Annotated in this window: 17 protein-coding genes; 7 read left to right on the forward strand and 10 right to left on the reverse strand. The window is 70.7% G+C overall.

Annotated elements, in window-relative coordinates; translation table 11 throughout:
* Positions 1-62 precede the first annotated feature (62 nt).
* Together HDC93_RS12690 and HDC93_RS12695 are read right to left on the reverse strand one after the other, a co-directional pair.
* Entirely contained in the window at positions 63-1037 is a 975-nt protein-coding gene (locus HDC93_RS12690) for an ABC transporter ATP-binding protein (RefSeq protein ID WP_185010152.1), read from the reverse strand.
* Between the two features lie 123 nt (positions 1038-1160).
* Entirely contained in the window at positions 1161-2369 is a 1209-nt protein-coding gene (locus tag HDC93_RS12695; protein WP_185010153.1) for an NYN domain-containing protein, read from the reverse strand.
* Between the two features lie 221 nt (positions 2370-2590).
* Here HDC93_RS12695 and HDC93_RS12700 point away from each other — a divergent pair, with 221 nt between their 5' ends.
* The gene (locus tag HDC93_RS12700; RefSeq protein WP_097216088.1) at positions 2591-2758 is read left to right on the forward strand and encodes a hypothetical protein; all 168 of its coding nucleotides are present in this window, start codon (positions 2591-2593) and stop codon (positions 2756-2758) included.
* Positions 2759-2856: 98 nt separating this feature from the next.
* Here the strand turns inward: HDC93_RS12700 and dnaE are convergent, their stop codons facing one another.
* The gene (dnaE, locus tag HDC93_RS12705) at positions 2857-6396 is read right to left on the reverse strand and encodes a DNA polymerase III subunit alpha (RefSeq protein ID WP_185010155.1); all 3540 of its coding nucleotides are present in this window, start codon (positions 6394-6396) and stop codon (positions 2857-2859) included.
* Positions 6397-6613: 217 nt separating this feature from the next.
* On the opposite strand from dnaE, the gene HDC93_RS12710 reads away from it, so the two are divergent.
* From HDC93_RS12710 to HDC93_RS12725, 4 genes are all read left to right on the forward strand, one after another.
* Complete coding sequence (locus tag HDC93_RS12710; RefSeq protein WP_185010157.1) at positions 6614-7939, forward strand: DUF2252 domain-containing protein; 1326 nt, start codon at positions 6614-6616, stop codon at positions 7937-7939.
* Between the two features lie 67 nt (positions 7940-8006).
* Positions 8007-8702 (forward strand): hypothetical protein, encoded by a 696-nt coding sequence (locus HDC93_RS12715; protein ID WP_185010159.1) that lies wholly within the window; start codon positions 8007-8009, stop codon positions 8700-8702.
* Positions 8703-8853: 151 nt separating this feature from the next.
* Positions 8854-9669 carry a thioredoxin domain-containing protein gene (locus tag HDC93_RS12720; RefSeq protein ID WP_185010161.1) on the forward strand — a complete coding sequence of 272 codons (816 nt, stop codon included), beginning with the start codon at positions 8854-8856 and terminating at the stop codon, positions 9667-9669.
* 93 nt (positions 9670-9762) lie between these two features.
* Complete coding sequence (locus tag HDC93_RS12725) at positions 9763-11433, forward strand: alkaline phosphatase (protein WP_185010163.1); 1671 nt, start codon at positions 9763-9765, stop codon at positions 11431-11433.
* 6 nt (positions 11434-11439) lie between these two features.
* Here HDC93_RS12725 and HDC93_RS12730 read toward each other — a convergent pair whose 3' ends face one another.
* Positions 11440-12009, reverse strand: coding sequence for a dienelactone hydrolase family protein (locus HDC93_RS12730; RefSeq protein WP_185010165.1), 570 nt, complete (start codon positions 12007-12009; stop codon positions 11440-11442).
* A 108-nt stretch (positions 12010-12117) separates the two neighbouring features.
* Here HDC93_RS12730 and HDC93_RS12735 point away from each other — a divergent pair, with 108 nt between their 5' ends.
* Positions 12118-13257 carry a mechanosensitive ion channel family protein gene (locus tag HDC93_RS12735; protein ID WP_185010167.1) on the forward strand — a complete coding sequence of 380 codons (1140 nt, stop codon included), beginning with the start codon at positions 12118-12120 and terminating at the stop codon, positions 13255-13257.
* 63 nt (positions 13258-13320) lie between these two features.
* Here HDC93_RS12735 and HDC93_RS12740 read toward each other — a convergent pair whose 3' ends face one another.
* From HDC93_RS12740 to HDC93_RS37795, 6 genes are all read right to left on the reverse strand, one after another.
* Entirely contained in the window at positions 13321-14061 is a 741-nt protein-coding gene (locus HDC93_RS12740) for an SDR family NAD(P)-dependent oxidoreductase (RefSeq protein WP_185010169.1), read from the reverse strand.
* Positions 14062-14122: 61 nt separating this feature from the next.
* Complete coding sequence (locus tag HDC93_RS12745; protein ID WP_185010171.1) at positions 14123-15709, reverse strand: Na+/H+ antiporter; 1587 nt, start codon at positions 15707-15709, stop codon at positions 14123-14125.
* Positions 15710-15804: 95 nt separating this feature from the next.
* Positions 15805-16272 (reverse strand): GNAT family N-acetyltransferase, encoded by a 468-nt coding sequence (locus tag HDC93_RS12750; RefSeq protein ID WP_185010173.1) that lies wholly within the window; start codon positions 16270-16272, stop codon positions 15805-15807.
* Positions 16269-17213, reverse strand: a complete 945-nt coding sequence (locus HDC93_RS12755) for an RluA family pseudouridine synthase (protein ID WP_185010175.1) — start codon at positions 17211-17213, stop codon at positions 16269-16271. Before HDC93_RS12755 ends, HDC93_RS12750 begins: the two co-directional genes overlap by 4 nt.
* Before the next feature lie 43 nt (positions 17214-17256).
* A complete protein-coding gene (gene lspA, locus HDC93_RS12760; protein ID WP_185010177.1) occupies positions 17257-17919 on the reverse strand; it encodes a signal peptidase II in 663 nt (220 codons plus the stop codon).
* Positions 17920-18021: 102 nt separating this feature from the next.
* A complete protein-coding gene (locus HDC93_RS37795) occupies positions 18022-19542 on the reverse strand; it encodes a TraR/DksA family transcriptional regulator (RefSeq protein ID WP_221516566.1) in 1521 nt (506 codons plus the stop codon).
* A 653-nt stretch (positions 19543-20195) separates the two neighbouring features.
* Here HDC93_RS37795 and ileS point away from each other — a divergent pair.
* Positions 20196-23339, forward strand: coding sequence for an isoleucine--tRNA ligase (gene ileS / locus HDC93_RS12770; RefSeq protein WP_185010179.1), 3144 nt, complete (start codon positions 20196-20198; stop codon positions 23337-23339).
* The last annotated feature ends 49 nt before the right edge of the window (positions 23340-23388 follow it).

Genomic DNA, 23388 nt, shown 5'->3' on the forward strand with positions numbered 1-23388 from the left:
TCTGTTCGGTACGTATGCGGCGGCAGGTCTGCTCACGGGCCGCGCGCCGGGTGTCCTCACGCTCATGCCTTCACCAGCCCCTGCTGCACGGCCCCGCCGAGGGCGAGGTACACGTCCTCCAGGCTGGGGGTGGTCAGGGTGAAGTCGTCCAGGGCGGCGAAGGCGGCCCCGCCGGTGACGGTCGCGACGACCGTCCGGGCCTCCTCGGGCCCGAGCCGCAGCGTCCAGCGGCGGCCCGACTCCACGACGCGGTCCTTCAGCGCGGCCACCTCGGGCACGTGCAGCGGAGCCGCGTCCCGCCACACCAGGTCGACACGCACCTCACCGGCGACCTGCTCCTTGAGCCCGGCGGGGGTGTCGCAGGCGATCACCCGCCCCCGGTCGAGGACGGCCACCCGGTCGAGCACCGTCTCGGCCTCGATGACGTTGTGGGTCACGAGCAGCACGGTCGTCCCGTGTTCGGCCCGGCGCCGGTCGACGGCGGACCACACGGCCCGCCGCGCCACCGGGTCCATGCCGGTGGTCGGCTCGTCGAGCACGAGCAGCGGCCGTTCCCCCACCAGGGCCGCCGCGAAGCACGCCAGGCGCCGCTGGCCCCCGGAGAGCTTCTTCAGCGGCCGCCCGGCGAGCGGCGCGAGGCCCAGCTCGTCGAGGACGGCGTCCCGCTCGGCCCGCGCGTGCCGTACGTCCAGGCCGCGCAGCCGCCCGGTGGTCTCGGCGGCGAGCGACACGGTCAGCTCGTCGAGGGCGGTCGACTCCTGCCCGAGGTAGGCGAGGATCCGCGCGGCCCGCTCGGGGTGGCGGACGATGTCGTGCCCGAGGATCTCCACGCTGCCGCGGTCGGGCCGCATCAGCCCGGTCATCTGGCGCACGAGGGTGGACTTGCCGGCCCCGTTGGGACCGAGCAGGCCGAAGATCTCGCCGCGGCGGATGTCCAGCGTCACGTCGTCCGTGGCCCGGACCTCGGGTGTTCCCGGGGTGCCGCGCCGGCCCCGGACCGCCGGATAGGTCTTGGTCAGCCCGCGCACCGCGCACACGACGTCACCATCGTGCCGAAATGCCTGTGCCGCGCGCTTACTCACAAGGGACGAGACTACGGGGTCGGCGACCCCGGTCCGCTCTCGGGTCGGTCCATACCGGGAAATCCGTCGGCAAAGAACTCAGGCGTCGAGGGGTGGGTGCTCCACGCCCGTGCGCACGCTGATCTCCCGCCAGAAGCCGGCCCGGATGGCGTAACGGTCCCGCTCGTCGATCTGGTCGTCCTTGTGGGCGAGCAGGCCGAATCGGGCGGCGTAGCGCAGCAGCTCCCCGTCGACGCGGTGCGGGACGCGGGGGTACATCCCGGACAGTTTCTGCAGGTGGCTCTGGTCGCCCAGGCGCTCGACCCAGCGCCGGGCGAAGACCTGCCCCACCTCGTACGGGTCACCGCCGACGGTGGTGATGTCCTCCTCGCGGTCGGCCCACCGCTGCTCGGCCGTGGTCAGCTGGGCGAGCGTCGGCATCGAGGCGGCCTCGGGAGGTTCGGCCGTGGGCCGGTCGACCCAGCCTTTGTCGGAGGACCACCGGAGGGTGGCGGAGGCGGGGGGCTGGGCGGGCTGGGTGCCGGGGGCGCGCAGGGCGGCCAGGTCTTTGGGCGTGGGGACGCCTTTGGCGGCGACCCGCTCCTCCGTGCCGTTCTGCCCGGGGCCGCCCCCCGGGTGGCGGGGCTGCGGGGCGGGTCGTTCGGCCGGGGCGCCGAGCGCGGACTCGGGCAGCGGCGCGGAGAGGATCGCGGCGATCTCGGGCCGGGGCGCGGGCTGCGGGGCGCACACCCCGGTGTAGTCCTTGGCGCGGACGGCCTTGGTGATCCACGTGCGGTCCAGGACGCGCCGCTCGTCGGCCTCGGCGACCAGGTCCTCGGACTGGTTGTAGTCACCGTCGGCGGCCTGGACGGCCCACAGGTGGACGGCGACGCCGTGCTCCTTGGCAGCCATCATGCCGGGCAGCAGATCGCCGTCGCCGGTGACGAGGACGACGTCGGAGCAGGCGCGGTTGCGGGCCAGTTCGGTGAGCTCGGCGTGCATCGCGGCGTCCACGCCCTTCTGCGCCCAGCGGCCGTCACTGCGGGTCAGGGCGCCGAGCCGGACGGTGACCCGGGGCATCACGCGCAGTCTGCGGTGCTCGGGCTGCGGGACGCGGTCGGGGGCGCCGTCGAACCAGTAGATGCGCAGCAGCGGCTGCTCGGTGTCGGACTCGGCGCGTTCACGCAGCCCCTGGATGAGGGCGGTGTGGTCGACGGTGATGCGGGACCGCGAGGGCTCCCCGGCGAGGAGACTCGCCGCGGCTCCCAGCAGATACCCAGCGTCCACCAGGACGATGCAGCGGTCCACGCGACTCACCCTCTTCCCAGGAGGTTTGCTTCGGGCCTGCTTCGAGTCTGCCCGACGGCACGGAGGTTAACGGCCGGAACTCGATCTTCGGCGTGGCGTTTCGGGACTTCCCGCTCCGACCACCCCTGTCACGCACGGTAATTGTCCGACATGCGATCGTTGTCGGCCTGTGTGAATCTGGTCCCGGCCCTGGCCCCTAGTCCCCCACAGGAGGCATCACCATGGCCAAGAACAAGAACCGTGACCGTAAGCAGCAGCGTCCGACCGAGCGTGGTCAGCGGGCGGACCGCAGCCCCGCCTCGCAGACGGAGCCCCAGGCCGAGGTCGAGGTGACCCCCGGCGAGATGGCACCGTCCGGCAAGCGAAAGCGCAGCTTCGGCCACAACTGACGTCTGCGTGACGGGCTGTTGAGCCCACACGACACGCATACGCACGAGGGGCGTACCCGATGCCGGGTACGCCCCTCGAACGCATCGAGATCCCTGCGTCACCCGGCCAGGCAGGACGGGCCGAGCAGCACCTTCAGGTCACCGAAGAGCGCCGGGTCCGGCTTCACCCGGTGCCGGTCCAGCCGCAGCACGGTCGTCTTGGTCGGCCCCTGGAGCTTGATCCGGACCTCGCTGTCGCCCTTGTGGTGACTGAGCACCTCACCGAGGCGGCTGACCAGCGGCGGGGTGACCCGGGTGGCCGGGATGGTGAGGATCACCGGCGCGTTGGTGCCCGCGTTCGACAGGTCCGGCACCATCAGCTCCATCGCCACGAGCCGCGGGATGTCCTCCCGCTTGTCGAGGCGGCCCTTGACGAACACCACGGCGTCCTCGACGAGTTGGGTCGAGACCAGCTGGTAGGTCGCGGGGAAGAACATGCACTCGATCGAGCCGGCGAGGTCCTCGACGGTGGCGATGGCCCAGGCGTTGCCCTGTTTGGTCATCTTGCGCTGCAGGCCCGAGATGATGCCCCCGATGGTGACGACCGCCCCGTCGGAGTGCTCACCTCCGGTCAGCTGGGAGATGCCCGCGTCGGCCTTGTCGGACAGGATGTGCTCCAGACCGAACAGCGGGTGGTCGGAAACGTACAGACCGAGCATCTCCCGCTCCTGGGCGAGCAGATAGGTCTTGTCCCACTCGTCGGGGGAGAACTCCACGTCGAGTCCGAAGCCCGGCTCGCTGGTCTCGGCCTCGCCCATGCCGCCGAAGAGGTCGAACTGCCCCTCGGCCTCCTTGCGCTTGACCGCGACCACGTTGTCGATCATCGGCTCGTAGTGGGCGGTGAGGCCCTTGCGGGTGTGGCCCATGGCGTCGAAGGCGCCGGCCTTGATCAGCGACTCGGTGGTGCGCTTGTTGCAGACCACCGCCTCCACCTTGTCGAGGTAGTCCGGGAAGGAGACGTACTTCCCCTTGGCCTTGCGGCACCTGATGATCGACTCGACCACGTTCGTACCGACGTTGCGGACGGCGGAGAGGCCGAAGAGGATCACGTCGTCGCCCTGGGCCGCGAAGTTGGACATCGACTCGTTGACGTCCGGCGGGAGCACCTTGATGCCCATGCGGCGGCACTCGTTGAGGTAGACGGCCGACTTGTCCTTGTCGTCCTTCACGGACGTGAGCAGCGCGGCCATGTACTCGGCGGGGTGGTTCGCCTTGAGGTAGGCCGTCCAGTACGAGACGAGTCCGTAGGCGGCGGAGTGCGCCTTGTTGAACGCGTAGCCGGCGAAGGGGACCAGCACGTCCCACAGGGCCTGGATGGCCTCGTCGCTGAAGCCCTTCTTGCGGGCGCCCTCCTGGAAGAGGACGAAGTTCTTCGCCAGCTCCTCGGGCTTCTTCTTGCCCATCACGCGGCGGAGGATGTCGGCCTCGCCGAGCGAGTAGCCGGCGATGATCTGGGCGGCCTTCTGCACCTGCTCCTGGTAGACGATCAGGCCGTAGGTGACGTCCAGGACCTCCTTGAGCGGCTCCTCCAGCTCGGGATGGATGGGCGTGATGTCCTGCTGGCCGTTCTTGCGCAGCGCGTAGTTCGTGTGGGAGTTCATGCCCATGGGGCCCGGGCGGTACAGGGCCGACACGGCGGAGATGTCTTCGAAGTTGTCCGGCTTCATCAGCCGGAGCAGGGAGCGCATGGGGCCGCCGTCGAACTGGAAGACACCGAGGGTGTCGCCGCGCTGGAGCAGTTCGAAGGTCGTGGGGTCGTCGAGCGGGAGGCTCAGGAGGTCGATGTCGACCCCCTTGTTGGACTTCACCATCTTGACGGCGTCGTCCATGATCGTCAGGTTGCGCAGGCCGAGGAAGTCCATCTTCAGCAGGCCGAGCGACTCGCAGCTCGGGTAGTCCCACTGGGTGATGGTGACCTTGTCCGTGTGCCTGACCCAGACGGGCACGTGGTCGGTGATGGTCTCGCTGGACATGATCACGCCGGCGGCGTGCACGCCCATCTGCCGGACCAGGCCCTCGACGCCCTTGGCGGTGTCGATGACCTTCTTCACGTCCGGCTCGTTCTCGTACATCGCCCGGATCTCGCCCGCCTCCGAGTAGCGGGGGTGCTCGGGGTTGGTGATGCCGTCGAGGTTGATGCCCTTGCCGAGGACGTCGGCGGGCATGGCCTTGGTGAGGCGGTCGCCCATCGCGTACGGGTAGCCCAGCACGCGCGCGGAGTCCTTGATCGCGTTCTTGGCCTTGATGGTGCCGTACGTGCCGATCATGGCGACCTTGTCGGCGCCGTACTTCTCCGTCACGTACCGGATCACCTCGACGCGCCGGCGCTCGTCGAAGTCGATGTCGACATCGGGCATGGAGATGCGCTCGGGGTTGAGGAACCGCTCGAAGATCAGGCCGTGCGGGATGGGGTCGAGGTCGGTGATGCCGAGGGCGTAGGCGACGATCGAGCCGGCCGCGGAGCCTCGGCCGGGGCCGACCGCGATGCCCTGCTTCTTGGCCCACATGATGAAGTCGGCGACCACGAGGAAGTAGCCCGGGAAGCCCATCGAGATGATGGTGTCCATCTCGTACTCGACCTGCTTCATGCGGTCGTCCGGGATGCCGTCCGGGAAGCGGCGGTGCATGCCGCGCAGGGTCTCCTCGCGGAACCAGCTGACCTCCGTGTACCCCTCGGGGATGTCGAACTTGGGCATGAGGTCGCGCTTCTCGAACATGCCCGTGGTGTCGACCATCTCGGCGATCAGGCGGGTGTTGGCGCAGCCCTCCTGCCAGGCGTCCGAGGAGTCGATGGCGTACATCTCGTCGGTGGACTTCAGGTAGTAGCCGGTGCCGTCGAACCGGAAGCGGTCGGGGTCGGAGAGGTTCTTGCCGGTCTGGATGCACAGCAGGGCGTCGTGGGCGCTCGCCTCGTGCGCGTACGTGTAGTGCGAGTCGTTGGTGACCAGCGGGGGGATGCCGAGCTTCTTGCCGATCTCCAGGAGGCCGTCGCGGACCCGGTGCTCGATCTCGATGCCGTGGTCCATCAGCTCCAGGAAGTAGCGGTCCTTGCCGAAGATGTCCTGGTAGTCGGCGGCGGCCTTCAGGGCCTCGTCGAAGTGGCCCAGGCGCAGCCGGGTCTGGACCTCGCCGGAGGGGCAGCCGGTGGAGGCGACGATCCCCTCGGACCACTGGGAGATGGTCTCCTTGTCCATCCGGGGCCACTTCTGCAGCCAGCCCTCGGCGTACGCGTCGGAGGACAGCCGGAAGATGTTGTGCAGGCCGGTGCTGTTCACGGCCCACATGGTCTTGTGGGTGTAACCACCGGAACCGGAGACGTCGTCCCGCTTCTGGTGCGGCTGGCCCCACTGGATCTTGCGCTTGTTGCGCCGGGACTCGGGCGCGACATAGGCCTCGATCCCGATGATCGGGGTCACACCGGCCTTCTGGGCCGTGTGGAAGAAGTCGTACGCGCCGTGGAGGTTGCCGTGGTCGGACATGGCGATGTGCGTCATGCCCATCTCATTGCACGCGTTGAACATGTCCTTCAGCCGCGCGGCACCGTCCAGCAGCGAGTACTGGGTGTGGACGTGCAGGTGCGTGAACGGCGGCTTTGACACGGCTGCGGCCTCCAGAGAAAACAGACGGCAAATGGGGCCCGGCAGGCTGCGGACAGTCTGGGGGACAGCGTCGAAGTCTATGCCTCGGCACTGACACCCGGAGGGCCGACCCGCGTACCTTCATGCGAGGGTTCGCGGGCACTCCCGCGGGCCGCCGCACGTTAGGCAGAGGGCGGACCTGCCGCCCCGAAACGCATGCACCAGGAGGCACCCAGCGATGTCGTTCCCGCAGCTCGACGACGAGCACCGCGGCGAGGAGATCCTCGCCGTCTTCGACACCGCCTTCGGCGAGCTCCTGGCCGCCGACCCGGCCGCGTTCCGCGTGAAGTTCCGCAAGATGGCGGCCTCGGCCTTCGCCTTCTACCGGGGGACGGCGGGCCTCTTCTACCACGACCTCCACGAGGAGAAGCGGGGCGGACCGTACCTGGACGAGCGCACCTCGCGCGTGTGGATCCACGGCGACCTGCACGCGGAGAACTTCGGCACGTACATGGACGCCAACGGCCGCCTGATCTTCAACGTCAACGACTTCGACGAGGCCTACGTCGGCCCCTTCACCTGGGACCTCAAGCGCCTCGCCGCCTCCATCGCGCTGATCGGCTACGCGAAGGCGCTCAGCGACGAGCAGATCTCCGAGCTGGTGACGATCTACGCGGTCGCCTACCGCGAGCGGATCCACGCCCTGGCGACGGGCGCGAAGAGCGACGAGGTGCCCCCGTTCACCCTGGACACGGCACAGGGTCCGCTGCTGGACACGCTGCGTGACGCCCGCTCGCTGACCCGCTTCGGCCTGCTGGACTCGATGACGGAGATCCGCGACTTCGAGCGCCGCTTCGCCTCGGGCGGCGGCTCCGTCGAGCTGGACGCGGCCACGCGCTACAAGGTCCTCGCCGCCTTCGACGGCTACCTGGAGACGCTGCCGGACAGCTCGCTGACGCGCCCGGACTCCTACCGCGTGAAGGACGTCGTCGGCCGGCGCGGCATCGGCATCGGCTCGGCGGGGCTGCCCTCGTACAACATCCTGCTGGAGGGGCACAGCGACGCCCTGGAGAACGATGTCGTGATCTACATCAAGCAGGCCCAGACCCCGGCGGTCTCCCGGCACCTCACGGACCAGGCGATCCGCGGGTACTTCCAGCACGAGGGGCACCGCACGGTCATCTCCCAGCGCGCCCTGCAGGCGCACGCCGACCCGTGGCTGGGCTGGACCGAGCTGGACGGCGCGGGCCAGCTGGTGGCCGAGGTCTCACCGTACGCGGTGGACCTCGACTGGGGCGACATCGACGACCCGGAGGAGATCGCCCAGGTGGTGGCCGACCTCGGCCGGGCGACGGCCACGATGCACTCGGCGGCGGACGACCAGTCCGGCGAGTCCCTGGTGCCGTTCTCCACGGAGCGGGCCATCGACGCGGCGATCGCGGCCGACGAGGAGGGCTTCGCCCCCCTGCTGGTCGACTTCGCGCACACCTACGGCGCACGCGCGCGTGCCGACCACCAGACCTTCGTGGACCTGTTCCGCAACGGACGGATTCCGGGGCTGTGACGGAAAGGCCTTTCACAGGCATCCTTTAGGGGTCTCTTACAGGCCTCCATGACAGACTCCTTTCGCTATGGACATATCCGGGATCCAGCTCAGAGCCGTGCGCGCGGCGCTGTTCACGGCCGTGGTCGTGACGCTCAGCACCGCGTCGCACGTCCTGCTGTCCCGGGCCCCGCTGCCGGTGGGCACGGTGGCCGCGGTCGCCACCGCCGTGTTCGTGATCGCGTTCGCCCTGGCGGGCCGGGAGCGCTCCTTCGGACGGATCGCGGCCCTGCTGATCCCGCTGGAACTGGCCGCGGACACGGTGTTCACCACGGGCCAGCACGCCTGTTACGGCCCGGCGGGCGGCCCGGTCACCGGTCCCCTGCGTGCGGTCGGCCTGGACGTGCTCTGCCGCGGGGGTGAGGTCGGCTCGCCGCTGGCCCGGATGGCCGGGGCCACCGGCACCGAGCGGCTGGCGGCCGCGGTCGTCCACACCGAGCCCGTCACAGCCTGGCTGCTGCTCGGCGCGCACATCGGCGTCGGGCTCCTCGCCGCCGTCTGGCTTCGCCGCGGCGAGCGGGCCCTGGGCCAGCTGCTGCGAGCGGTGACGGCGACCACGTTCCGTCCGCTGCTGCTGGCGGTCGCCGCGGTGACCGTGGAACGGGCCCCCGCCGGACGCCGGCCGTCCTCGCGCGCCGCGGACCGTACGCCCAGCGCCCGCGACCGGATCCTCACGTACTCCCTGGGACGGCGTGGACCGCCGTGCTCACCCGCCTTCGCGTAAGGCACTCGCCTCGTTGAGGCGACTCGCCTCCGCTGGGGCACGCGCCCTCGCGGCAGGCCCCGTGCCCCCTGCGGCCCTTTCGAGCACCGGCAGTCCCCCTACACATCCCGCACACACACGGCTGTGCGCTTCCCCCACGGAGAACATCACTATGAGCAAGCGGAACACCCAGGCTGCGAAGACGGCGGCCCGCGAGCGGCTGCGCATCGAGCGCGAGCGCGAGGCCAAGCGGGCGAAGACCAAGCGGCAGATCGTCGTCGCCTGCTCCATCGTCGGCGTCCTGGCGATAGCCGGCGGCATCGGCTACGCGGTCGTCCAGGCCAACAAGCCCAGCTACTGGGAGGGCCAGAAGGACGCCAAGGTCACCGCCCCGGCCAACACCACGGGCACCGACGGCACCACGGTCGTCATCGGCAAGGACGCGGCCAAGAAGACCCTGAAGGTCTACGAGGACCCGCGCTGCCCCATTTGCGCCCAGTTCGAGCAGGCCGTCGGCCCGACCATGAAGAAGGACATCGACGACGGCAAGTACAAGATGCAGTTCATCGGCGCCACGTTCCTCGACAACAAGGACAACGGCGAGGGCTCCAAGAACGCCATGAGCGCCCTGGGGGCCGCGCTGAACGTGAGCGACAAGGCGTTCCTCGACTACAAGGCCGCGCTGTACTCGGCCAAGTACCACCCGGAGGAGACGACCGACAAGTTCAAGGACGACAGCTACCTCATCAAGGTCGCGAACACCGTACCCGAGCTGAAGGACAACAAGAAGTTCCAGGACGCTGTCGAGAAGGGCACCTACGACGCCTGGGCGATGGCCATGTCGAAGACCTTCGACGACAACAAGGACGGCGTCCAGGGCACCCCGGGCTTCGTGATGGACGGCAAGCAGCTCGAAACCTCCAGCCCCAACCTGCCGTGGTCGGTGGAGGAGTTCAACAAGGCGGTGGACGCGGCCCTCAAGGGCTGACCCCTCGGGGGAATTTGACCCTCCGCATGAAGAGCGGGCGAACTTCGGGAGTTCGCCCGCTCTGGCGCATACCGACCAGTAACCTGATCGGTCGTGACCAGTCGATACAGATCATCGAATACGTCAGAGGGCCTCAACTCCCTCACCCCGCGCCGCCGTACGGTCGTCAAGGCCGCGGCGGCGACCGCTGTCCTGGCCGGGCCGCTGGCGGCGACCCTGCCGGCGCGCGCCGCCGACCAGGCCCCCGCCTTCCTGCACGGCGTCGCCTCCGGTGACCCGCTGCCCGACGGCATCCTGCTGTGGACCCGCGTCACCCCGGTCCCGGAGGCGATACCCGGCTCCGGAGCCGGCCCGGACACCGAGGTGAGCTGGACCGTCGCCGAGGACAAGGCGTTCACCACCGTCGTCGCCAAGGGCTCCACCACCGCGACCGCCGCCTCCGACCACACCGTGAAGGCCGACATCCGCGGCCTCAAGCCGGGCACCGACTACTGGTTCCGCTTCTCGGCCGGCAGCACCGACTCCCCCACCGCACGCACCCGCACCGCCCCCGCGCACGACGCGGCCGTCACGGGCCTGCGCTTCGGCGTCGTCTCCTGCGCCAACTGGGAGGCCGGCTACTTCTCCCCCTACCGGCACCTCGCGGCCCGCGGCGACCTGGACGCCTGGCTGCACCTGGGCGACTACATCTACGAGTACGGCACCGGCGAGTACGGCACCCGCGGCAAGGTCGTCCGCCCGCACGCCCCGGCCCACGAGATCGTCACGCTCGCCGACTACCGCACCCGGCACGCCCGCTACAAGACCGACCCGGACCTCCAGGCGCTGCACGCCACCGCCCCGGTCGTCGCGATCTGGGACGACCACGAGTTCGCCAACGACGCCTTCTCGGGCGGCGCGGAGAACCACACCGAGGGCGCGGAGGGCGCCTGGTCCGCCCGCCAGGCCGCCGCCAAGCAGGCCTACTTCGAGTGGATGCCGGTCCGCCCGGCGATCGCGGGCACCACCTACCGCCGGCTGCGCTTCGGCAAGCTGGCCGACCTCTCGTTGCTGGACCTGCGCTCCTTCCGCTCGCAGCAGGTCAAGGTCGGCAACGGCGAGGTCGACGACCCGGACCGCACGCTCACCGGCCGCGCACAGCTGGACTGGCTCAAGGCGGGGCTGAAGTCGTCCGACACCACCTGGCGGCTGGTCGGCAACTCGGTGATGATCTCGCCGTTCGCCGTCGGCTCGCTCTCCGCCGATCTGCTGAAGCCGCTGGCCAAGCTGCTGGGCCTGCCGCAGGAGGGCCTCGCCCTCAACACCGACCAGTGGGACGGCTACACCGACGACCGCCGCGAGATCCTGGCGCACCTGCGCACGAACGCGATCCGCAACACCGTCTTCCTCACCGGCGACATCCACATGGCCTGGGCCAACGATGTGCCGGTGGACGCCGGTACGTATCCGCTGTCCCCGTCCGCCGCCACGGAGTTCGTCGTCACATCGGTCACCTCCGACAACCTCGACGACATCGTCAAGGTCCCGGAGGGCACGGTCTCCGCGGTCGCCTCGCCGGTCATCCGCGCCGCCAACCGCCATGTCCACTGGGTCGACACCGACCGCCACGGCTACGGCGTCCTGGACATCACGGCCGAGCGCGCGCAGATGGACTTCTACGTCGTCTCCGACCGCGCGAAGCGCGACGCGAGCGCCAAGTGGTCCCGCTCGTACCGCACCCGCAGCGGCACGCAGAAGGTCGAGCGCACCTACGACCCGGTGTAACCGACGCTACAGGGTTTCGAGGAAGCCGAGCGCCACCCGCCAGGTGGCCTCGGCGGCCTCCTCGTCGTAGTCGGGCAGGTCGGGGTCGGTGTAGAGGTGGCCGGCCCCGGCGTACCGGTACACCTCCACGTCGGCGCCGGTCCGGCCCATCTGGAGGTACCAGGCGCTGAGCCAGTCGTCCGTCTCGAAGGGGTCCGGCTCCGCCACGTGCAGCTGGACCGGCAGGTCGTCCGCCGTGACGTCCGGCGCGATGTCCGACGTGCCGTGCAGGAGCAGCAGGCCGCGCGCCTTGTCGTCGCCGAGGGCGAGGGTCTGGGCGATGGAGGCGCCGAGCGAGAACCCGGCGTACACCAGCCCGCGCTCGGAGTAGGGAGCGGCGGCCAGCACGGCCCGCTTCAGCAGCTCCTCCTTGCCGATCTTCTCCTTGTGCTCCATGCCCTCCTCGACCGACTCGAACGTGCGCCCCTCGAAGAGGCCGGGCGTCCACACCTCGTGTCCGGCCGAGCGCAGCCGGTCAGCGGCCTGGAGCACCGCGGGCCGCAGCCCGAAGGCCGAGTGAAAAAGCATGATGTTCATGAGGCCATGGTGCCAGCCGGGTGTGACGAGCCGGGATCACGGCACCCCCCCCCGACGCAGCGGAAGTCACATGTTCATGCACCCCGGGAGCCGGTTAGGTTCGGGGGCATGGAGAACCTGCTACGACCGCTGATCGTGGTCGGTGGCTCGGTCGTGCTCACGCTGGTGATCGGCTGGGCCACCGACTTCCTGCTGCGCAAGGCCGACGAACGACACCACGAGACCCCGCTGTGGGGCCTGCTCCGCCGTGGCCGCATCCCCTACATGCTGGTCCTTTTCGCGGCCCTGCTGAGAGGGTCGTACGACGAGGCGGAACTGCTTCCGAGCCGCGACGAGGCCATCGGCCGGACGCTGACCCTGGTACTGATCGGGTCGGCCGCCTGGCTGATGATCCGTATCGCTGCCGCGATCGTCGAGACCTCGTACAGCCGGTACGCCAGCGCCCGGGCCCACCGTGACCCGGCCAGGGTCCGCCGGGTGCGTACGCAGGTGACACTGATCATGCGGGTGGTGTCCGCGGTCGTCGGTGTGGTGGCCGCGGCGAGCATGCTGCTGACGTTCCCGGCGTTCCGAGCGGCGGGTGCCTCGCTGCTGGCCTCGGCCGGCATCCTCGGCATCGTCGCCGGTGTCGCCGCGCAGTCCACGCTGAGCAACATGTTCGCGGGGTTCCAGATCGCCTTCGGCGACATGGTGCGCATCGGCGACACCGTGGTGGTGGACGGCGAGTGGGGCACGGTCGAGGAGATCACCCTGACCTTCCTGACCGTCCGCACCTGGGACGAGCGCCGCATCACCATGCCGGTGTCGTACTTCACGTCCAAGCCGTTCGAGAACTGGTCGCGCGGCACCCCGCAGATGACGGGCATCGTCTTCTGGCACGTCGATCACTCCGCGCCCGTGGAGGCGATGCGCGAGAAGCTCCGCGACATCCTGCGCGAGTGCCCGGCCTGGGACGGGCGCGCCTACAACCTGTCCGTCACGGACAGCACCCCGAGCACCATGGAGGTGCGGGCCCTGGTGACGGCCAAGGACGCGGACGACATCTGGACGGTGCGCGTCGCGGTCCGCGAGCAGATGCTCGGCTGGCTGGCCGACGAGCATCCGTATGCCCTGCCCCGGGTCAACACGGCGGACGCGATCCTGCCGCCCTCCCGCAACGGCAACGGACACCGTCCGTCCCAGGACGGCGTGCCGGCGCAGCAGCGCCGCTACCACGGCAACCACAACTCGGGACGTCCGGAGCGGTGACCACACGCTCGGACGGCAGGAGGGCTCCCCGCACTGCGGGGAGCCCTCCTGCCGTCCAGCGGTTCAGTGGCCGCGCTCGGCGCCGCCGTTGACCTGGATGATCTGCGAGGTGATGTGCCCGGCGCCCGGCGAGGCCAGCCAGTGCAGCGTCTCGGCGACGTCCCCCGGAGTCCCGGCCCGCCCGTTCGAGGTCTCGCCGATGAGCCGTGCCCGCCGCTTCTCGGCCATCGTGTCCCCGAAGAACTCGGTGTCCTCGATGTACCCGGGCGCGACCACGTTCACGGTGATGCCGCGCGGCCCCAGCTCCCGGGCCAGATCATGGGCGTACGGGTGCAGCCCCGCCTTGGCCGCCGCGTACGCCCCGCTCCCGGATCCCCGGTAGGCGGCGATGGAGCTGAGGAACAGCACCCGGCCGCCGGGCTCGGCGAGGCGCGGCTTCAGGGCCTCGGTGAGCAGCACGGCGGTGAGGGTGTTGAGCCGGAAGTTCACGCTCCAGGTGTGCGCGACGGCCGCGAGCGGGTCGTCGGCGCGGGCGTCCGGTTCGAGCAGCCCGTTGCCCCCGGCGCTGTGCACGAGCACGTCCACGGCCCCCAACTCCCGCTCCACGAAGGCGGCGACCCCGTGCACGTCCTCCGGCTCGGCGAGATCGGCCGCGTACGTCAGCGCGCCGGGCACCCCGGCCTTCTCCAGCACGTCGGCGCGCCGCCCGAGCAGCAGGACCCGGTCCCCGCCGGCCGCGAAGACCCGAGCCGCCGCGAGCCCGATCCCCGTTCCTCCACCACTGATCACTACATTCCGTGCCATACGGACGACCCTACGACGCCCCGACCGCCCGGGGTCAATCCGGCGGCCGGTGCCGCCGGCCTCATCGCAGGCTGCGCACGTCGAGGTGCCGCAGAACCCGGTCGACCACCTCGGGATCCGCCCCCGGCTCGCTGCGCGCCGCCAGCACCTCGTGCCGCGCCGCGCTCAGCATCTCCTGCTGGATCCGCCGCAACCGCTTGACCCGCCGGGCGCCCTCCCGGTACGCCTCCCGCCGCTCGTCCTCCGCGAGTTCGGGACTGATCCGCACGCCGATGTCGTAGGCGCGCCGCAGCATCTGCTCGGACAGCTCCTCCGACAGCTCCTCGTTCTCCTCGATCTCCCGCAGCCTCTGCTTCGCCGCCTTGGCCGCCCGGATCGCCAGCGCCTTCGCCAACCCCTTCTCCCGGTCCGTGTCGGCCTTCACGCCGAGCCGCCGCACCAGCCATGGCAAGGTGAGCCCTTGGAGCACCAGCGTCGCCATGATCACGCCGAACGCGATGAAGATGATCTCGTCCCGGCTGGGGAACGGCGCACCCGTGTCGGTCTCCAGCGGGATCGCCAGCACCAGCGCGACCGAGGCCACCCCGCGCATCCCCGACCACCACATCACCACGGTCTCGCGCCAGCTCACCGGGATGTCCTCGTCGTAGTCCCGCCGGGCGTGCAGCCGTTTGGTCAGCCAGGTCGCCGGCAGCAGCCACAGCAGCCGCGCGAAGACGACAACGACCACCACGACCGCCGCCCACCAGAGCAGCTCGCCCCATCGCCCGGAGGCCGTGCGGATCGCGTTGTGCAGTTCGAGGCCGACCAGCCCGAACGCGACGCCGGTGACGAGTGTGTCGACGATGTTCCAGAAGGTGTGCCCGGCCAGCCGGGTCATGACGTCGTCGGCGTCGGAGCCGTACTCCGCGAGGAACAGCGCGGTGGTGAGCACGGCGAGCACACCGGATCCGTGCAGCTCCTCGGCCATGACGTAGGACGCGTAGGGCACCAGCAGGGTCAGCCCGATCTGCAGGGTCGCGTCACCGAGCACGTCCATCAGCTTGTTCGCGCCCCAGCCCAGCGCGAGGCCCACGGCCACCGCCACCACCGCCGACAGCACCAGATCGAGCCCGGCCTTCCAGGGCGAGAAGGTCCCGCTGACGGCGGCGGCGATCGCCACGTGGTAGAGGACGATGGCCGTGACGTCGTTGAACAGCCCCTCGCCCTCCAGGATCGACACCAGCCGGCGCGGCAGGCCCAGCTGCCCGGCCACGGCCGTCGCCGCGACCGGGTCCGGCGGCGCCACCAGCGCGCCCAGCGCGAAGGCCGCGGCCAGCGGCAGCCCCGGCACGATCGCGTCGGCGACGGCGGCCACACAGGCCATGGTGACGAACACCAGGGCCACGGCCAGCAGGAAGATCGGCCTCAGATTCGCCGTGAACTGCCGCCAGGACGTGCGCCGCACGGCGGCGTACAGCAGGGGCGGCAACAGCAGCGGCAGGATCAGGTCCGGCGGGATCTCGACGTTCGGTACGAACGGGAGCAGCGCGAGGACTATCCCCAGAAGCGTCATCAGCACCGGCGCGGGCACCTTGAACCGGTCACCCATGGGGACACTGATCACGGCCCCGAGCAGCAGCACGAACAGCAGGGCCAACTGATCCACGGTCAGCGCTCCACGAGGTCAGATATTCACACGACTGACCTCAAGCCTGCCACGCAACTCCCGGGACAAACCGTTTCGGCACCCGTCATGAAGGGCTAAAGCGAACGCCGCATCCCCTGGTGCGGAATGCCCGCCTCCAAGTACTCGGGCCCGTACGGCTCGTAGCCGAGCCGCTGGTAGAAGCCGAGCGCGTGCGTCTGCGCGTGCAGGTCGACGGCCGCGAGACCGCGCGCGCGTGCCGCGTCCTCGATGGCCCGCACCAGGGCGGCACCGACACCGAGCCCGCGCGCGGCGCCCGTCACGGCGAGCCGGCCGAGGCAGCCCACGGAGGGGTCGGCGCCGGTCTGCGCCACGGCCGCCTCCCCGTGCAGCAGCCGCCCGGTCCCGAGCGGCGCACCGTCCTCGCGGACCGCCAGCACATGGACCGCGCCGGCGTCGTACGCGTCGTACTCCAGGTCCTCCGGCACGCCCTGCTCGCCGACGAAGACCTCCTTGCGCACCGCGAAGCACGCCTCACGGTCGGCAGGATCCTCGGCGAGGCGCACCACGTACGGCGTGCTCACGCGTATGTCTCCTCGCGGACCTGGTCCAGGGCCTTCTGCAGGTCCTCCGGGTAGTCGCAGGAGAACTCGGCCCACTGCCCGTCCCCGGGGTGCTCGAAGCCGAGCCGCACCGCGTGCAGCCACTGCCGGGTCAGGCCGAGGCGCTTGGCGAGCGTCGGGTCGGCGCCGTAGGTGAGGTCGCCGACGCAGGGGTGCCGGTGGGCGGCCATGTGGACGCGGATCTGGTGCGTGCGGCCGGTCTCCAGCTTCACGTCGAGCAGGGAGGCAGCGCGGAACGCCTCGATGAGGTCGTAGTGCGTGACGGACGGCTTGCCCTCGGCGGTGACGGCCCACTTGTAGTCGTGCTGGGGGTGCCGGCCGATGGGCGCGTCGATGGTGCCGCTGGTCGGGTCGGGGTGGCCCTGGACGAGCGTGTGGTAGCGCTTGTCGACCGTGCGCTCCTTGAACTGACGCTTGAGCGAGGTGTAGGCGCGCTCCGACTTGGCGACCACCATGAGGCCCGAGGTGCCCACGTCGAGCCGGTGCACGATGCCCTGGCGCTCGGCGGCGCCGGAGGTGGAGATCCGGTACCCGGCGGCGGCCAGGCCTCCGATCACGGTCGGCCCGGTCCAGCCCGGCGACGGGTGCGCGGCGACGCCGACGGGCTTGACGATCACGACCACGTCATCGTCGTCGTGCACGATCTCCATGCCCTCGACCGGCTCGGCCACGATCTGCACCGGCGCGGGCGCCTGCGGCATCTCGACCTCCAGCCAGGCGCCGCCGTGCACACGCTCCGACTTGCCGACCACCGACCCGTCGACCGTGACCTTCCCCGCGGCGGCGAGCTCGGCCGCCTTGGTACGGGAGAAGCCGAACATGCGGGAGATGGCGGCGTCGACGCGCTCGCCCTCCAGGCCGTCGGGCACGGGCAGGGTACGGATCTCGGGAAGCGTGCTCACCCGTCGAGTATGCCGGACGGCTACGACAGGGCTGTACGCGCGCTCAGTCCTTGTGGACGGTCCCGTCCGGGTCGAGGCCCCGGAAGGACAGCAGCACGATCAGGATGCCGCCGCACACGATCGCCGAGTCGGCCAGGTTGAAGACGGCGAAGTGCTTGGGCGCGATGAAGTCCACGACCGCGCCCTCGAAGACGCCCGGCGCCCGGAAGATCCGGTCGGTGAGGTTGCCCAGCGCACCGCCGAGCAGCAGGCCGAGCGCGATCGCCCAGGGCAGGCTGTACAGCTTGCGGGCGAGACGGGCGATCACCACGATCACCGCCGCCGCGATCATGGTGAAGATCACGGTGAAGGCCTCGCCGAAGCCGAAGGCCGCGCCCGCGTTGCGGATCGCCTCGAACTTCAGCCAGTCCCCGACGATCTCGATGGGCGGGTGGTGCTCCAGCTTGGCCACCACGATCAGCTTGCTGATCAGGTCGAGGGCGTAGGCGAAGGCGGCGACGGCGAACAGCACCGCGATCCGGCGCCTGCCCCGGGGCGGTGCGGCAGCGGCCTCCGCCTCGCCGGTACCGGACTCTCCCGCCGCGGCCGCCGGGCCGGTGCCGGGCTCGCCGGCCGCCGGGGTGCCCTCGGCGTCGGGCCGCTCCTTGCCGCCCCCGGCCGCGTCCGGTGTGTCCGGCGTACCGATGATGCGCTCCGCCTCTGCCACGTGAGTCCCTCAACCTAGGTGCCTGACTGAGGACGAGGGTACGACACACCCCGTACGTCGCACGTGCTCAGGAGGCATTCGGCGGCCGGTCGGTGGGGCCGGTCAGTACCGGCGCTCCTGCTTCTGCTTGCACTCCACGCAGAGTGTGGCCCGGGGGAAGGCCTGCATGCGGGCCTTGCCGATGGCGTTGCCGCAGTTCTCGCACAGGCCGTAGGTGCCCGAGTGCAGGCGGTCCAGGGCGCGCTCGGTCTGGATGAGCATCTCCCGCGCGTTGGCGGCCAGGGCCAGCTCGTGCTCGCGGGTGATGTTCTTGGTGCCGGTGTCCGCCTGGTCGTCGCCGGCGCCGTCCCCGGAGTCCCGCATCAGACCGGCCAGCGACCGCTCCGACGACGTGATCTCCTCGCGCAGCCGGGTCTCCTCGGACGTCAGCTCGGACCGGGCCTCCTCGACCTCCTCCTCCGTCCAGGGGTCCTCGCCCGGGCGTACCGCCAGTTCACCGGGCTCCGCCGCGGCGATCCGCGCCTTCGGAACGGCGGTCTTCGCCGCCGTGGCCGTGCCAGGAGTCTTCTTGGCAACCACCGTCGTCGCTCCCGTCTGCCGGGCGGCCTCGGCCGCACCCGCCTTCTTGGCCGTGCTGCTCGCGGCCGTGTCCTGTGTGACCGCGCCGGTCCGGGCAGCGCCCTTGCCGACCGCGCTCCTGGTGGTGCTCTTGCCTCCGACGACCTTCTCGGCCGGGGTCCTCTTGGCGGCGGTCCGCTTGCCGGCCACTTTCTTGGCCGCGGCCTTCTCACCGGCGGCCTTGCCGGCCGGAGAGGTCTTCTTGGCCGTGGCCTTCTTCCGGGCGGCGGTCCCGGCGGCCGGAGCCGCCTCCACCGGCGCCACGGCCGGTGCCTTGCGGGCCGAGGCCCTGTGTGCCGATGCCGTGGCCGCCGGTGCCTTGCGGGCCGAGGCCCTGTGTGCCGATGCCGTGGCCGCCGGTGCCTTGTGGGCCGAGGCCCTGTGTGCCGATGCCGTGGCCGCCGGTGCCTTGTCCGCCGTGGCGGTGGCCTTGGCCTTGGCCTTGGCCTTGGCCGTCGGCGCCTTCTCCGTCGCAGCGTCGGCCGGTGACCTTTCCGCCGCAGCCTTGGCCGACGCCTTGGCCGATGCCTTGGCCGGTGACCTCTCCCTCGCAGCCCTGGCCGATGCCCTGGCCGGTGCTGCCCTCTCCGCCGAAGCCCGGGTCGATGCCTTTCCCGCCGGCGCCTCGGCCGTGGCCTTCCCGGCCGACGCGGATCGGGCCGGTGCCGATCGGGCCGCCGCCTTGGTCGCCGCCTTCGCAGCCGCGCCCTTCCCAGCCACGGTTCCCTCCGCCGCGACGTCCTCGGTGCCGGCTCCCTTCGCCACGACCTTCCGGGTCACGGCCTTCCTGGTCACGGCCTTCCTGGTCACGGCCTTCCTGGGCGTCCTCTGCTTCTCGGTCGCCTTCGTCCCGCCGGCGGCCTTCCTCCCGCCCTCCTTCGCCGACCGCCGCGCCGAGCCCCCCTGCGTGGACTTCTTCCCGCCCACGTCCTTGGCCGCGCCGCCGGAGGCCTCCGCGGACCTGCCGGACGCCGACTGCTGTACGGCGGTCTTCTTCGCCACCATGGCCGCGGCCCCTTCACACATTGTGACCTTGCTCGCGAATCGTGCTGGGACGATAAATCGACTCGAGTCCCGCGGCAACGGGGCACACCACCCGATTCGCCCGCCTCGCGCACGCCCGCGCGGCGACCTGCATCCGTTGTGCCCAGCTCCCCGCCCGGTAATCCGCCGAGCCGGACGTCCCAGGATCCGAACACGTATACCGTGCCATTCGGGTCATCAAACCCATATCGCACCCCACCTGGCACGAACACCGCACCCCACGGGACACTCCACCCCCACCGGCCCCGAAACCCGGTCGGCCGCCGTTCGCCCGGCGCCGTACACTGGGCGGAGCGAAAAGCGTGGATGGGGACGAGTAGCGGCGTACGCAGCCCAGAGCGACCCGGGGACGGTGGAAGCCCGGGGGCGAGCGCGACGTGAAGATCACCCCGGAGCCGCCGGAAGAACGCCGTGGACAGTGGGCTGCGCCCACGGGCCCCACGGCCGGTAGACCCGGCATCGCGACCCCAATGAGGGGGCTCGCCGGCGCACACCCCGTGCCGGAGGGCCAAGGAGGGTGGTACCGCGGGAGCGCGCCGAAGAAACGGCGCAGGCAGACGTAGCTCTCGTCCCTCCGGACGGAAGGCAGCAAGTCCGCCGGAGGAAGCCCGCTGATGACATCGCCGACGTATCGCCAGGTACCCGCCCAGGTCGACCTGCCCGCCCTCGAGCACGCCGTGCTCGACTTCTGGCGCGAGCAGAAGATCTTCGCCAAGAGCCTGGAGCAGTCCGAGGGTCGCCCCGAGTGGGTGTTCTACGAGGGCCCGCCCACCGCCAACGGCATGCCCGGTGCCCACCACATCGAGGCGCGCGTCTTCAAGGACGTCTTCCCCCGCTTCCGGACCATGCGCGGCTACCACGTGGCCCGCAAGGCCGGCTGGGACTGCCACGGCCTCCCGGTCGAGCTCGCCGTCGAGAAGGAGCTCGGCTTCTCCGGCAAGCAGGACATCGAGGCGTACGGCATCGCGGAGTTCAACGCGAAGTGCCGTGAGTCGGTGACCCGGCACACGGACGCCTTCGAGGCGCTCACGACCCGCATGGGCTACTGGACCGACCTCCAGGACCCGTACCGCACGATGGACCCCGAGTACATCGAGTCCGTCTGGTGGTCGCTGAAGGAGATCTTCAACAAGGGCCTGCTGGTCCAGGACCACCGCGTCGCCCCCTGGTGCCCCCGCTGCGGCACGGGCCTGTCCGACCACGAGCTGGCGCAGGGCTACGAGACGGTCGTCGACCCGTCGGTCTTCGTCCGCTTCCCGCTCACCTCCGGCCCGCTCGCCGGCGAGGCCGCCCTCCTGGTGTGGACGACCACGCCCTGGACCCTGGTCTCCAACACGGCGGTCGCCGCGCACCCCGAGGTCACCTACGTCGTCGCGACCAACGGCGAGGAGAAACTGGTCGTCGCCGAGCCGCTCCTCGCCAAGGCCCTCGGCGAGGGCTGGGAGACCACCGGGCAGTCCTTCACGGGCGCCGAGATGGAGCGCTGGACGTACCAGCGCCCGTTCGAGCTGGTGGAGTTCCCCGAGGCGGCCCACTTCGTGGTCACCGCCGAGTACGTCACCACCGAGGACGGCACGGGTCTGGTCCACCAGTCCCCCGCCTTCGGTGAGGACGACCTCAAGGTCTGCCGCTCCTACGGCCTGCCGGTCGTGAACCCGGTCCGCCCGGACGGCACCTTCGAGGAGGACCTCCCCCTCGTCGGCGGCGTCTTCTTCAAGAAGGCCGACGAGAAGCTCACCGAGGACCTCGACAACCGCGGCCTGCTCTTCAAGCACATCCCGTACGAGCACAGCTACCCGCACTGCTGGCGCTGCCACACCGCGCTCCTCTACTACGCGCAGCCCTCCTGGTACATCCGCACCACCGAGCTCAAGGACCGCCTCCTCGCGGAGAACGAGGGCACCAACTGGTTCCCGGACACGGTCAAGCACGGCCGCTACGGCGACTGGCTGAACAACAACATCGACTGGGCCCTGTCCCGCAACCGCTACTGGGGCACCCCGCTGCCGATCTGGCGCTGCGAGGACGACCACCTCACCTGCGCCGGATCCCTCGCGGAACTGTCCGAGCTGACCGGCGCGGACCAGTCGGGCCTGGACCCGCACCGCCCGTTCATCGACGAGGTGACCTTCGCCTGCCCGCAGGGCGGTTGCGGCAAGACGGCCACGCGCGTGCCCGAGGTGATCGACGCCTGGTACGACTCGGGTTCGATGCCGTTCGCGCAGTGGGGCTACCCGTACAAGAACAAGGAGCTGTTCGAGGCCCGCTACCCGGCGCAGTTCATCTGCGAGGCCATCGACCAGACCCGCGGCTGGTTCTACACGCTGATGGCCGTCGGCACGCTCGTCTTCGACAAGTCGTCGTACGAGAACGTGGTCTGCCTCGGGCACATCCTGGCCGAGGACGGCCGCAAGATGTCCAAGCACCTGGGCAACACGCTGGACCCGATCCCGCTCATGGACCGGCACGGCGCCGACGCGGTCCGCTGGTTCATGGCGGCCGGCGGCTCCCCCTGGGCGGCCCGTCGCGTGGGCCACGGCACGATCCAGGAGGTCGTCCGCAAGACCCTCCTGACGTACTGGAACACGGTCGCCTTCCAGGCCCTCTACGCCCGTACGTCCAACTGGGCCCCGTCCGTGGCTGACCCGGCCCCGGCCGACCGCCCGGTCCTGGACCGCTGGCTGCTGTCCGAACTGCACGCGCTCACCGACCAGGTCACCCAGGCGCTGGACGCCTACGACACCCAGCGCGCCGGCAAGCTGCTGTCCGCGTTCGTCGACGACCTGTCGAACTGGTACGTGCGCCGCTCCCGTCGCCGCTTCTGGCAGGGCGACAAGGCGGCCCTGCGCACGCTGCACGAGGTCGTCGAGACGGTCACCCAGCTGATGGCCCCGCTGACCCCGTTCATCGCCGAGCGGGTGTGGCAGGACCTGATCGTCCCCGTCACCCTGGGCGCCCCCGAGTCGGTCCACCTGTCGTCCTGGCCGGAGGCGGACCTCACCGCCATCGACCCGGAGCTGTCGAAGCAGATGGTGCTGGTGCGCCGCCTGGTGGAGCTGGGGCGTGCCACGCGCGCGGAGTCGGGCGTCAAGACGCGTCAGCCGCTGTCCCGCGCGCTGATCGCGGCGACGGGCTTCGACGCGCTGGGCACCGAACTGCGCACGCAGATCACGGAGGAGCTGAACGTCGAGTCGCTGGCGACACTGAGCGAGGTCGGCGGCAGCCTGGTCGACACCACGGCGAAGGCCAACTTCCGCGCGCTCGGCAAGCGGTTCGGCAAGCGCGTCCAGGACGTGGCCAAGGCCGTGGCGAACGCGGACGCGGCCGCCCTGTCCCTGGCCCTGCGCGAGGGGACGGCGTCGGTCGAGGTCGACGGCGAGACCATCACGCTGGCTCCCGACGAGGTCATCATCACGGAGACCCCGCGCGAGGGCTGGTCGGTGGCCTCCGACTCGGGTGCGACGGTCGCGCTGGACCTGGAGATCACCGAGGAGCTCCGCCGCGCGGGCCTGGCCCGTGACGCGATCCGCCTGATCCAGGAGGCCCGCAAGAACAGCGGCCTCGACGTGGCCGACCGCATCGCACTGCGCTGGACGGCCACGGACCGGGCGACGGTCGAGGCCCTCACCGACCACGCCGGCCTGATCGCCGACGAGGTTCTGGCCACGGACTTCGCCCAGGGCGAGGCGGACGGCACCTATGGCGAGCCCTTCACCGACGAAGGCGTGTCCCTGACGTTCCGCCTGCGCAAGGCGTAACCCTCAGGCCGAACAGCCCGAAGGCCCGGTCCCGCCAAAGATCTTGGCG

This window comes from Streptomyces sp. AK010 (assembly GCF_014207295.1).
GTDB lineage: Bacteria > Actinomycetota > Actinomycetes > Streptomycetales > Streptomycetaceae > Streptomyces > Streptomyces massasporeus.